14 protein-coding genes are annotated in these 10745 nt (G+C 51.9%); 11 read left to right on the plus strand and 3 right to left on the minus strand.

The genetic code is table 11. The annotated features are described in order from the left end of the window. Positions 1–57: 57 nt before the first annotated feature. The 5 genes from GTPT_RS05020 (at position 58) to rlmB (ending at position 5656) form a co-directional block, all read left to right on the plus strand. Positions 58–246, plus strand: coding sequence for a DUF2065 domain-containing protein (locus GTPT_RS05020; protein WP_029991301.1), 189 nt, complete (start codon positions 58–60; stop codon positions 244–246). A gap of 158 nt (positions 247–404) precedes the next feature. Then, positions 405–1703, plus strand: a complete 1299-nt coding sequence (locus GTPT_RS05025; protein ID WP_025901088.1) for an adenylosuccinate synthase — start codon at positions 405–407, stop codon at positions 1701–1703. 199 nt (positions 1704–1902) lie between these two features. After that, positions 1903–2346: a nitric oxide-sensing transcriptional repressor NsrR gene (gene nsrR, locus GTPT_RS05030; protein ID WP_025901089.1), complete on the plus strand. Its 444-nt coding sequence runs from the start codon at positions 1903–1905 to the stop codon at positions 2344–2346. 14 nt (positions 2347–2360) lie between these two features. Beyond that, positions 2361–4853: a ribonuclease R gene (gene rnr, locus GTPT_RS05035; protein ID WP_029991300.1), complete on the plus strand. Its 2493-nt coding sequence runs from the start codon at positions 2361–2363 to the stop codon at positions 4851–4853. Between the two features lie 68 nt (positions 4854–4921). After that, positions 4922–5656 carry a 23S rRNA (guanosine(2251)-2'-O)-methyltransferase RlmB gene (rlmB, locus tag GTPT_RS05040; protein ID WP_025901091.1) on the plus strand — a complete coding sequence of 245 codons (735 nt, stop codon included), beginning with the start codon at positions 4922–4924 and terminating at the stop codon, positions 5654–5656. 27 nt (positions 5657–5683) lie between these two features. On the opposite strand, the gene bsmA is transcribed toward rlmB, so the two are convergent. Both bsmA and GTPT_RS05050 read right to left on the minus strand, forming a co-directional pair. Next, entirely contained in the window at positions 5684–6025 is a 342-nt protein-coding gene (gene bsmA / locus GTPT_RS05045) for a biofilm peroxide resistance protein BsmA (protein ID WP_025901092.1), read from the minus strand. 45 nt (positions 6026–6070) lie between these two features. Then, positions 6071–6529, minus strand: coding sequence for an Ivy family c-type lysozyme inhibitor (locus GTPT_RS05050; protein WP_029991298.1), 459 nt, complete (start codon positions 6527–6529; stop codon positions 6071–6073). A 277-nt stretch (positions 6530–6806) separates the two neighbouring features. Between GTPT_RS05050 and rpsF the strand changes: the two genes are divergently transcribed. From rpsF to rplI, 4 genes are read left to right on the plus strand one after another with little or no spacing between them, the layout of a single operon-like run. Then, the gene (gene rpsF, locus GTPT_RS05055; RefSeq protein WP_025901094.1) at positions 6807–7202 is read left to right on the plus strand and encodes a 30S ribosomal protein S6; all 396 of its coding nucleotides are present in this window, start codon (positions 6807–6809) and stop codon (positions 7200–7202) included. A gap of 3 nt (positions 7203–7205) precedes the next feature. Continuing rightward, entirely contained in the window at positions 7206–7526 is a 321-nt protein-coding gene (gene priB / locus GTPT_RS05060; RefSeq protein WP_025901095.1) for a primosomal replication protein N, read from the plus strand. Between the two features lie 4 nt (positions 7527–7530). After that, a complete protein-coding gene (gene rpsR / locus GTPT_RS05065) occupies positions 7531–7758 on the plus strand; it encodes a 30S ribosomal protein S18 (protein ID WP_000135199.1) in 228 nt (75 codons plus the stop codon). A gap of 39 nt (positions 7759–7797) precedes the next feature. Further along, a complete protein-coding gene (gene rplI, locus GTPT_RS05070) occupies positions 7798–8247 on the plus strand; it encodes a 50S ribosomal protein L9 (protein WP_025901096.1) in 450 nt (149 codons plus the stop codon). A 74-nt stretch (positions 8248–8321) separates the two neighbouring features. Here the strand turns inward: rplI and GTPT_RS05075 are convergent, their stop codons facing one another. Next, a complete protein-coding gene (locus tag GTPT_RS05075) occupies positions 8322–8864 on the minus strand; it encodes an OapA family protein (RefSeq protein WP_038010994.1) in 543 nt (180 codons plus the stop codon). Positions 8865–9184: 320 nt separating this feature from the next. Between GTPT_RS05075 and bamJ the strand changes: the two genes are divergently transcribed. Both bamJ and cysQ read left to right on the plus strand, forming a co-directional pair. Continuing rightward, positions 9185–9805: a BamJ family beta-barrel-assembly machinery protein gene (gene bamJ / locus GTPT_RS05080; RefSeq protein WP_025901098.1), complete on the plus strand. Its 621-nt coding sequence runs from the start codon at positions 9185–9187 to the stop codon at positions 9803–9805. Between the two features lie 178 nt (positions 9806–9983). Then, positions 9984–10724: a 3'(2'),5'-bisphosphate nucleotidase CysQ gene (gene cysQ / locus GTPT_RS05085; protein WP_025901099.1), complete on the plus strand. Its 741-nt coding sequence runs from the start codon at positions 9984–9986 to the stop codon at positions 10722–10724. Positions 10725–10745: the final 21 nt, after the last annotated feature.

A 10745-nucleotide genomic window follows, 5' to 3' on the forward strand; every position in this document is an offset into this window, starting at 1 on the left:
GGCGGTGTTAAATGTTCAGGCCGGCCCATCGCCGGCCTTTTTTATTGGATAAAGACTATGAATTCAACAATATGGATGGCTCTGGCCCTGGTATTGGTTCTTGAAGGGTTGGGCCCGATGTTGTATCCGGGCGGCTGGCGGAAATTCATTACGGCAATGACACGGCTACCGGACACCCTGCTGCGCCGTTTTGGCGGCGGGCTGGTGGTTGCCGGTATGGTTATCTTTTATATGGTGAGCCGCTGATGCCTGTAAAGACAGACGTCCGGCCTGTCATGGGATACCACGTATAGCAGCATGATGAGAATTACGTCAAAAAAAGTGCGCAATCGTATGCTAAAAATGCTGAAAGTGAATTTTTCAGATGGTAGAATCCTTTTTTAAGCAATCGGTGGTTTTGGAAAATGGGTAAGAACGTTGTCGTCCTTGGCACCCAATGGGGTGATGAAGGCAAAGGTAAAATCGTAGATCTTCTGACTGAACGTGCTAATTATGTTGTCCGTTACCAGGGCGGCCACAATGCCGGTCACACACTTGTCATCAACGGTGAGAAAACCGTCCTCCACTTAATTCCATCAGGTATTCTGCGTGAAAACGTTACCAGCATCATTGGTAACGGCGTCGTATTATCACCTGAAGCTCTGATGAAAGAGATGAAAGGCCTGGAAGATCGCGGAATTCCTGTACGCGAACGTCTCCTGCTATCCGAAGCCTGCCCGCTGATCCTTCAGTATCATGTGGCGATGGATCTGGCACGCGAAAAGGCCCGTGGCGATAAAGCTATCGGTACCACAGGACGCGGCATTGGTCCTGCGTACGAAGATAAAGTTGCCCGTCGTGGTCTGCGTGTTGGTGATCTTTTTGATAAAGAAACCTTTGCCGTTAAGCTGAAAGAAATTGTTGAGTATTACAACTTCCAGCTGGTTCATTACTACAAAGCCGAAGCCGTTGATTACGATAAAGTACTGAACGATGTACTGGCGATTGCTGACATCCTGACCGGAATGGTGGTGGATGTTTCTGAATTACTGGATAACGCGCGTAAACGCGGTGATCTGGTGATGTTTGAAGGGGCACAGGGAACGCTGCTGGATATTGACCACGGTACTTACCCGTATGTCACCTCTTCAAACACAACCGCAGGTGGCGTAGCAACAGGTTCCGGACTGGGACCACGTTATGTTGATTATGTCCTGGGGATTGTAAAAGCCTATTCTACCCGTGTGGGTGCAGGTCCTTTCCCGACAGAACTGTTTGATGATGTCGGTGAATATCTGGGGCAGAAAGGTAATGAGTTTGGCGCAACGACAGGTCGTCGTCGTCGTACCGGCTGGCTTGACGCTATTGCCGTCCGTCGTGCAGTGCAGATCAACTCATTATCCGGTTTCTGCCTGACCAAACTGGACGTGCTGGATGGATTAGAGACCGTCAAAATTTGTGTCGGATACCGTATGCCTGATGGCCGTGAAGTAACGACCACGCCACTGGCTGCAGAAGGCTGGGAAGGCATTGAGCCGATTTACGAATCAATGCCAGGCTGGACGGAGAGTACTTTCGGTGTGAAAACGCCTGAAGGGTTGCCGCAGGCAGCGCACAACTATATTAAGCGTATTGAAGAACTTACCGGAGTACCGATCGATATTATTTCCACCGGTCCCGATCGCAGTGAAACGATGATTTTACGCGACCCGTTTGATGCTTAATCATACTCTGGCCGGAATTTTTCCGGCCTTTGTCTCTCCTGCCATCAACTGCAATTTCCCTCTGTTTGCTGATCAAGTTCATCGGTTACTTAAATAATTCTCCGCAAATCCGGACTCTGGTTTATTATCAGTACACAGAGATGCCTTTTGCTTACCTGCCGTTCATCAATGTTTGTTCGGTATACATTCCGGGGATACAGTGCAGCTAACCAGCTTTACAGATTACGCTCTTCGGGCATTAATTTTTATGGCGACATTGCCGGAAGGCCAGATGACCAGTATCACTGAAGTGACTGATGTCTATGGAGTTTCACGGCATCACATGGTCAAAATTATTAATCAGCTGAGCCACGAAGGCTTTGTTCAGACCAGTCGTGGTAAAAATGGCGGGATCCGCCTCGGGATGCGCGCAGAGGCGATTAACCTGGGCTACGTCGTCCGGCGACTGGAGCCTTTGCAGTTAGTGAATTGTGATGAGTGTGCTATTACCCCGGCTTGCCGCCTGAAAGCAGCGTTATATAGTGCAATGGAACAATTTCTGAAAGAACTGGACACCTATACGCTTGCGGATATCGTTAGAGATAACAACAATTTATATAAAATTCTTATCACGGATGCCGCTGTGGTAAATACACATTCATGACATCGGAGGTACCTATGTCACAAGACCCTTTTCAGCAACGGGAAGCGGAAAAATACGAAAACCCGATCCCCAGCAGGGAGTTTATCCTTGCTCATCTGGAAAAACGCGAGAAACCTGCACGCCGCGATGAGCTGGCACAGGAACTTAATATCACCAGCGAAGAACAAACCGAAGCACTGCGCCGTCGCCTCCGTGCGATGGAAAGAGACGGTCAGCTGGTATTTACCCGCCGCCAGTGCTATGCCTTACCGGAGCGGCTGGATTTGCTGCGCGGAAAAGTTATCGGCCACCGTGATGGCTATGGCTTTCTGAGACTCGAAAACGCGAAGGATGATCTCTATTTATCTGCTGAGCAGATGAAGTTCTGTATGCATGGCGACATTATTCTGGCGCAGGCGGCAGGTGCAGACCGTCGTGGTCGCCGCGAAGCCCGGGTGGTCCGCGTTGTTGAACCCCGTAACAACCAGATCGTCGGGCGTTATTTTGTCGATGCCGGGGCGGGGTTTGTTGTCCCGGATGATAGCCGTCTGAGTTTTGATATTCTGATTGAGCCGGAACATACTCAGAATGCCCGCATGGGCGCTGTCGTGGTGGTGGAGCTGGAAAAACGCCCTACCCGCAGAGCAAAAGCGATTGGCCGGGTGATCGAAATTCTCGGGGATAATATGGGCACCGGGCTGGCTGTGGATATGGCCTTACGGACCCATGAAATCCCGCATGACTGGCCGGAAGCTGTTGAACAGCAAATGGCGGCGCTCAGTGAACAGGTCCCGGAAAAGGCGAAAGCCGGACGGGTTGACCTGCGTCAGTTACCCCTGGTCACCATTGATGGTGAAGATGCCCGTGACTTCGACGATGCCGTTTACTGCCAGAAAAAACGCGGTGGCGGCTGGCGTCTGTGGGTAGCTATCGCGGATGTCAGCTACTACGTCCGTCCGGGCACTGAGCTTGATAACGAAGCACAGGCGCGTGGTACATCGGTTTACTTCCCTTCACAGGTCGTGCCTATGTTGCCGGAGGTTCTGTCCAACGGGCTGTGCTCGCTGAATCCTCAGGTCGACCGCCTGTGTATGGTCTGTGAGATGACCATCTCGGCCAGCGGTAAACTCAGTGGCTATAAGCACTATGAAGCGATCATGAATTCGCATGCGCGCCTGACCTATACCAAAGTGTGGAATATCCTGCAGGGCAATGAAGAACTGCGTGAACAGTATGCCCCGCTGGTCGGCGACCTGGAAGAATTGCACCGCATGTATCAGGTGCTGGAACAGGCCCGTGCTCAGCGTGGTGGTATTTCTTTCGAAACGGAAGAAGCGAAATTTATTTTTAACGCCGATCGTCGTATTGAGCGTGTCGAGCGAACCGCGCGTAATGATGCACATAAACTGATTGAAGAGTGCATGATCCTGGCAAATATTGCCTCGGCACGCTTTGTCGAAAAACATCAGGAACCGGCGCTGTTCCGTGACCATGACCGTCCTTCTGATGACAGCATCAAAAGCTTCCGTACCGTATTGAGTGAGCTGGGCCTGACTCTGTCTGGCGGAACGAAACCGGCACCTGTGGATTATTCAGAATTGCTGGAGAAGATCTCGGGGCGTCCGGATGCGGAAATGCTGCAAACCATGCTGCTGCGTTCAATGAAACAGGCAGTCTATGACCCGGAGAACCGCGGTCACTTTGGTCTGGCATTGACGTCCTATGCACACTTTACGTCGCCTATCCGTCGTTATCCTGATTTATTACTGCACCGGGCCATTAAATACCTGTTGGCTAAAGATGCTAATGAATTACAGGGGAACACGACACCGACCGGCGGCTATCACTATGATATGCAACAGATGTTGCAGCTCGGCCAGCACTGTTCTCTGACAGAGCGCCGTGCAGATGAGGCCACCCGTGATGTGGCGGACTGGCTGAAATGTGATTTCATGCAGGACCAGGTCGGAAACACCTTTAGTGGTGTTATCTCAAGTGTGACCGGGTTCGGCTTCTTTGTCCGTCTGAGCGACCTGTTTATTGATGGTCTGGTACACGTATCGAGCCTGGACAATGACTATTACCGGTTTGACCCGGTCGGTCAGCGACTGATCGGAGAGTCCGGTGCGCATACCTATCGGTTGGGGGATATTGTTGAAGTCCGTGTTGAAGCTGTCCATATGGACGAACGTAAAATCGATTTCGCCCTGATCTCCAGCAAACGTCAGCCGCGCGGTGCAGGAAAAACGGCGCGAGAAAAAGACGCTAAAGCGGGTACCGCGGCGGGCAAAAGCCGTAAAGGCGCGCGCTCCGGGGCTAACTTCGAAGCGGATGAAACCTTCCGCAGTGAGAAGAAAAAATCCGGTAAAAAACGCGGGAAAAAGAAGCCTGCGGCGAAAGAGACTGTGACAGAAGCTCCGGTGAAGAAAGTTAAAAAAGTCTCGGAGAAAACACGTAAAATCGCCGCCGCGACCAAAGCGAAGCGGGCAGCAAAAAAAGATAAGTCTGTGACTAAAAAAGCAGACTGATCTCAACAGCACAGGTTCCCTTCGGGAGCCTGTGCCTGATATTTAACGTCTAACCATTGAACTGAGTTATGAGCGAAATAATTTTTGGCATTCATGCCGTTGAAGCCTTACTGGAGCGTGATCCTCAACGTTTTCAGGAAGTATATATTCTGAAAGGGCGCGATGATCGTCGCCTGCAACCGTTGGTATCCGCACTGGAAACTCAGGGGGTTGCGGTTCAGGTCACAACCCGCCAGTGGCTGGACAGCAAAGCCGAAGGTGCTGTGCATCAGGGGATTGTGGCGCTGGTGAAACCCGGCCGCCAGTATCAGGAAGGTGACCTTCCGGATCTGCTGGAAAAAACCGAACAGCCGTTTCTGTTGATCCTCGACGGTGTGACCGACCCCCATAACCTCGGCGCTTGTCTGCGTAGTGCAGATGCTGCCGGGGTACATGCCGTCATTGTGCCGAAAGATCGCTCAGCCTCGCTGAATGCGACCGCCAAAAAAGTGGCCTGCGGTGCGGCGGAGACAGTTCCGCTGATCCGTGTGACCAACCTGGCGCGCACGATGCGTTTGTTGCAGGAATACCATATCTGGATCGTCGGAACTGCAGGCGAAGCGGATCATACATTGTATCAGAGCAAAATGACCGGCCCGATGGCCCTGGTCATGGGAGCTGAGGGTGAAGGAATGCGCCGTCTGACCCGTGAACATTGCGATGAACTGATCAGTATCCCGATGGCAGGCAGTGTGTCTTCACTGAATGTCTCTGTGGCGACAGGGATTTGTCTGTTTGAAGCCGTGCGTCAGCGTCAGAGCTGATTTGCAGGGCAGTGCTCTGCAGCCCGCTCAGGGCTGTGGAGCGCTTACCGCACAGGAACCGGCATAGGTTCCGTAAAAGATTGCCTCTGCGTACCACCTCCCCGGAATGACCGTTTCACTGACCATAATAATGCGATACCAGCGGACGCCCGTCCGGTTAGCTTTATCTGCGATAGCTCGTTGTGCATCGTCCGGTGAACCCCGGACAACCACATGCACCTCTCCGGTTTTACACAGGTCGTACGTCATGCTTCGGCTCAGTTCCTGAGCATAGGGCTGCAAAGGGGGGCGGGGAACCGGTGCAGGCGTCAGCAAGGCGCAGCCGCTAAGCCCGAAAAGAAGGGGGAGTACCAGAGTTAGCCGGTGCATCTCAGATCTCCACAGGCCGGCAGGGACTTACGGTACATCGGTCAGTTATCTGCAATAATTAAATGCCTGCGGGTGGTTCTGCAGGCTGCCGCTAAGGGCGGCGTATAAAACGGTTTTACCGTCAATCGACAGGGCATCGCTGATATTCAGCCACTGTAACTGTTCACGATGTCGGGCTTCATCATTACGGGCATACAGGCCGCTCATCGTGTTTTCGGCGGGGGAGTAAATCAGCGCAAAATTCTCGCTGGCACAATCATGGGGCTTGCAGGTACTGTATACCTGATAAGTAATGCCCTTGAGCGTCACCTGCTGCATCGGGCTTTCAACCCCGCCTTTTTTTATCCAGTCCGGCAGGTGCTGATGGGCAATGAGTTGAGCAAAGGCGGTGCCCCCCTGCGGACTGGCCACCAGGCTGCTCAGTGTGGGCGTTTGGGCCAGGGCAGTAAAAGAAACCCCTGTGCAGCAAAGGGTAGTGAAAAGAGCCATTGTGCTTAATTTCATAATATCCTCAGTCCGTCATGGTATTGGGTTAAGTATATCGTTAATTCTGAGGATCACCGGGTATCGGGGTATTCTGCTGCCCGTTTTACGGGGGAGCCTGCAGATATTGTGGCTGTTTTCCCCGGTCACGTGATTTAACGATTTATTTGCTTGAGTTTCGGGCACCGTATCAGTATTATTACGCGTCAATTTTTCAGCCGCATTTTAACACGTTCCTTGCTTCCATGGGCCGCGGCTGACCCTGACAGGAGGCTGAATAATCCGTAAGGAGCAACCGATGCGTCATTACGAAATCGTATTTATGGTCCATCCTGACCAGAGCGAGCAGGTTCCTGGCATGATCGAGCGTTACACTGGTGCTATCACTGGTGCTGAAGGCACGATCCATCGTCTGGAAGACTGGGGTCGCCGTCAGCTGGCTTACCCGATCAACAAACTGCACAAAGCACATTACGTTCTGCTGAACGTAGAAGCTCCGCAGAGCGTTATCGATGAGCTGGAAACTAACTTCCGCTTCAACGACGCCGTTATCCGTAGCATGGTTATGCGCGTTAAAAACGCGGTAACTGAAGCATCTCCGATGGTTAAAGCGAAAGAAGAACGTCGTGATCGTCGTGAAGACTTCGCTAACGAAACCTCTGATGACTCAAGTGCTGAGGATTCTGAAGAGTAATCCATGACGGTGGCGAATCGTCTGCGTCTGTCCGGCAATGTCTGTGGCAGAGTCGTCAGAAAGACCAGCCCCTCAGGAATTCCTCACTGCCAGTTTGTGCTTGAGCACCAATCGATGCAGGAGGAAGCCGGATTATCCCGGCATGCATGGTGTCGTATTCCTGTCATTGTCAGTGGTACAGCACACCTGCAGATTACTCAACATATAACGGTCGGCACGCAACTCATTCTTGACGGTTTCCTGCACTGCCATCAGGCAGCGACAGGACAGAGCAAAATGGTGTTACATGCCGAGCAGATTGAATTGATAGATTCTGGAGACTAGCCTAATGGCACGTTATTTCCGTCGTCGCAAGTTCTGCCGTTTCACCGCGGAAGGCGTTCAAGAGATCGATTATAAAGATATCGCAACGCTGAAAAACTACATCACTGAAAGTGGCAAAATTGTACCGAGCCGTATTACCGGTACTCGCGCAAAATACCAGCGTCAGCTGGCCCGTGCTATCAAGCGCGCGCGCTACCTGTCTCTGCTGCCGTACACTGATCGTCATCAGTAATCGGCCACTGTCCATTAACGACTTTGAGAGGATAAGGTAATGCAAGTTATTCTGCTTGATAAAGTAACAAACCTGGGTAACCTGGGTGATCAGGTTAACGTTAAAGCGGGCTACGCTCGTAACTTCCTGGTACCAAAGGGCAAAGCTGTCCCTGCGACCAAAACTAACATCGAGTTTTTCGAAACTCGTCGTGCAGAGCTGGAAGCCAAACAGGCTGAAACTCAGGCTGCTGCCAATGCCCGTGCTGAGAAAATCAACGCACTGGGTACTGTAACCATTACTTCTAAAGCCGGTGACGGTGGCAGACTGTTTGGTTCTATCGGCGCACGTGACATTGCTGATGCAGTGTCTGCAGCAGGTGTTGAAGTTGCTAAAGGTGAAGTACGTTTACCGGAAGGCGTTCTGCGCACTACTGGTGAGTACGAAGTTAATTTCCAGGTTCATAGCGACGTTGTTGCTAAACTGGTTGTTAACGTTGTTGCTGCGTAATCGCAGACAACATACAAACGCCGGCCTTGTGCCGGCGTTTTTGTTTTCAGCGCTCTGCGTTTTTACGGTGGGTATCAACGGGCCTGAAGAAAAGTGCCATCCTGTTGACGTATAAAGAGTACCTGACCCTTTTTCGTCGCCAGAGTCAGCCCGGTCACTGTACCGCGGTCATTAATTCGTAATCTCACTTCCTGGCCGGTCTGTAAGTTACTGAGCGGTTTATCCTGGCCTTCCACATCGGCCATAGCAAACACATCCCCGACAGGTAAATTGTTGTCGCGGAATAACTGCGCCAGTGTTTGTCCGGCAGCAATAGGGTAGCTATGCCATTGTCCCTGTGGATCATCAGAAGATGGCGGCGGCGAGGCTACAGTATTGTCCTGAGGGTTATCCAGTTGTGCCTGCATGACCGTGGACGATGGCGGTGTAATGGCATGTTCCACCGGAAACTGTTGTGTCTCGCCCGGCAGCAGAAACCCCACGATCAGCAAGACCACTCCGGCAAAAATACCCCAGCGATGAAACAGCGAGAGTGGGTCCATCCAGTGCAGCTTCTCTGGCCAGTGCCCCATCGCGCTGACAAACGTTGTGCTACCGTTAATTCTCTGTTTACGCATAGCCGCTCCCTTGCCCGGGGATATCCCTTTCCTGACCAGGCCTTGATATGACTTCAGTGTTTCCGTGATTCGGTTACGGATTCCGTTGTGTTGCCGACGGGCGAAATGGCCCATAGAGTTTCTCGCTTATAACACGGGTGATACCCGGGGATTGATATACCGTCATAGTGTTTATAGCAGAACGACGGATATCTGCATTTTAAGTGTCATATTCTTCATCTTTCGTAAAAAAAAGTCATCAGTGACAGGTTCGGTTTTACCCGGGAAGCATGCGCTGTTATGCTTTCGTTTCACATATAGTTGATAAATCAGGAACAGAAATGACGACTCTTTCTTTTGATAGCGTTGAAGCGCAGGCAAGTTATGGTATTGGTCTGCAAGTAGGACAGCAACTGCTGGAATCAGGTTTACAGGGTTTACAGCCTGAAGCGTTACTGGCCGGCCTGCGTGATGCGCTGGAAGGAAACTCGCCCGCTGTGCCTGTAGATGTCGTTCATCGCGCACTGCGTGAAGTCCATGAGCGTGCTGACGCTGTTCGTCAGGAACGTACGCAGCAGATGGCAGCAGAAGGCCTGAAATATCTGGAAGAGAACCGTCAGCGTGAAGGTGTTAACAGCACCGAGTCGGGCTTACAGTTCCGTGTGCTGAAGCAAGGTGAGGGGGCTATCCCTTCTCGTCAGGATCGCGTGCGTGTGCATTACACCGGTAAACTTATCGACGGAACGGTCTTTGATAGTTCGGTTCAGCGTGGCGAGCCTGCGGAATTCCCGGTCAGCGGCGTGATTGCTGGCTGGATTGAAGCCCTGACGCTGATGCCGGTCGGTTCTAAATGGGAACTGGTTATTCCTCAGCAGCTGGCCTACGGTGAGCGTGGTGCCGGAGCATCTATCCCGCCACTGAGCACACTGGTATTTGAAGTTGAGCTGTTAGAAATCCTGTAATAAATTGTCGTTCAGGACAGTTATAAAGCCGGTCAGATGACCGGCTTTTTTTATTCCCGGAATCCGGACTTATCACAATTCCCGGGGTCTGCGTTATAGAAAAAAATCGGTTACACTGACGGAACATGCTGAAGATAACGCACCTGTTCGCGGGGTGCCGAAAGTAATGAGGTGAATGATGCTGGAACAAATCTGCCAGCTGGCACGGGATGCCGGACTGGAAATTATGGAGATTTATCATGCCGCTCATCCTGCTGAAGTTTCGCATAAGGCTGATAATTCGCCGGTGACTGCCGCAGATATGGCTGCACACCATGTGATCCTTAACGGACTGACGCAGCTCACACCGGAGATCCCGGTGCTTTCTGAAGAGTCACCGACAGACTGGGAAGAACGCCGTCATTGGCAGCGTTACTGGCTGGTTGACCCCCTGGACGGCACAAAAGAGTTTATTCAGCGTAATGGTGAGTTCACCGTAAATATCGCACTGATAGAGCAGGGCGTGCCGGTGACTGGCGTTGTTTACGCACCTGCCAGTGGTCTGATGTATCTGGCCGCCGACGGTAAAGCCTGGAAAGAAGAAAACGGGGTCCGGACGGAGATTCGGGTACAGGAAGCCCATCCTCCTTTGGTGGTAGTGAGCCGTTCACATGGTGATGCGGAGTTAGAGGAATACCTGCAACAGTTAGGTGAGCATCAAACCGTTGCCGTTGGGTCATCGCTGAAGTTTTGTCTGGTGGCTGAAGGGAAAGCGCAATTGTATCCGCGTTTCGGGCCGACCAATATCTGGGATACCGGGGCCGGACATGCTGTCGCCAGGGCTGCCGGCGCACATGTGACTGACTGGACAGGTAAGACGCTTGATTATACGCCGCGGGAATCTTTTCTGAATCCGGGGTTTCGCGTGAGTCTGTTCTGAAAATAAGGCGAACGGAATATT

This window comes from Tatumella ptyseos ATCC 33301 (assembly GCF_000735525.1).
Classification (GTDB): Bacteria; Pseudomonadota; Gammaproteobacteria; order Enterobacterales; family Enterobacteriaceae; genus Tatumella; species Tatumella ptyseos.

Excerpts from the sequence above, each read along its gene's own strand:
- GTPT_RS05020 (WP_029991301.1), top strand. The coding sequence starts at position 58 with ATGAATTCAACAATATGGATGGCTCTGGCCCTGGTATTGGTTCTTGAA.
- GTPT_RS05025 (WP_025901088.1), top strand. The coding sequence starts at position 405 with ATGGGTAAGAACGTTGTCGTCCTTGGCACCCAATGGGGTGATGAAGGC.
- rnr (WP_029991300.1), top strand. The coding sequence starts at position 2,361 with ATGTCACAAGACCCTTTTCAGCAACGGGAAGCGGAAAAATACGAAAAC.
- rlmB (WP_025901091.1), top strand. The coding sequence starts at position 4,922 with ATGAGCGAAATAATTTTTGGCATTCATGCCGTTGAAGCCTTACTGGAG.
- bsmA (WP_025901092.1), bottom strand. The coding sequence starts at position 6,025 with ATGCACCGGCTAACTCTGGTACTCCCCCTTCTTTTCGGGCTTAGCGGC.
- GTPT_RS05050 (WP_029991298.1), bottom strand. The coding sequence starts at position 6,529 with ATGAAATTAAGCACAATGGCTCTTTTCACTACCCTTTGCTGCACAGGG.
- rpsF (WP_025901094.1), top strand. The coding sequence starts at position 6,807 with ATGCGTCATTACGAAATCGTATTTATGGTCCATCCTGACCAGAGCGAG.
- priB (WP_025901095.1), top strand. The coding sequence starts at position 7,206 with ATGACGGTGGCGAATCGTCTGCGTCTGTCCGGCAATGTCTGTGGCAGA.
- rpsR (WP_000135199.1), top strand. The coding sequence starts at position 7,531 with ATGGCACGTTATTTCCGTCGTCGCAAGTTCTGCCGTTTCACCGCGGAA.
- rplI (WP_025901096.1), top strand. The coding sequence starts at position 7,798 with ATGCAAGTTATTCTGCTTGATAAAGTAACAAACCTGGGTAACCTGGGT.
- GTPT_RS05075 (WP_038010994.1), bottom strand. The coding sequence starts at position 8,864 with ATGCGTAAACAGAGAATTAACGGTAGCACAACGTTTGTCAGCGCGATG.
- bamJ (WP_025901098.1), top strand. The coding sequence starts at position 9,185 with ATGACGACTCTTTCTTTTGATAGCGTTGAAGCGCAGGCAAGTTATGGT.
- cysQ (WP_025901099.1), top strand. The coding sequence starts at position 9,984 with ATGCTGGAACAAATCTGCCAGCTGGCACGGGATGCCGGACTGGAAATT.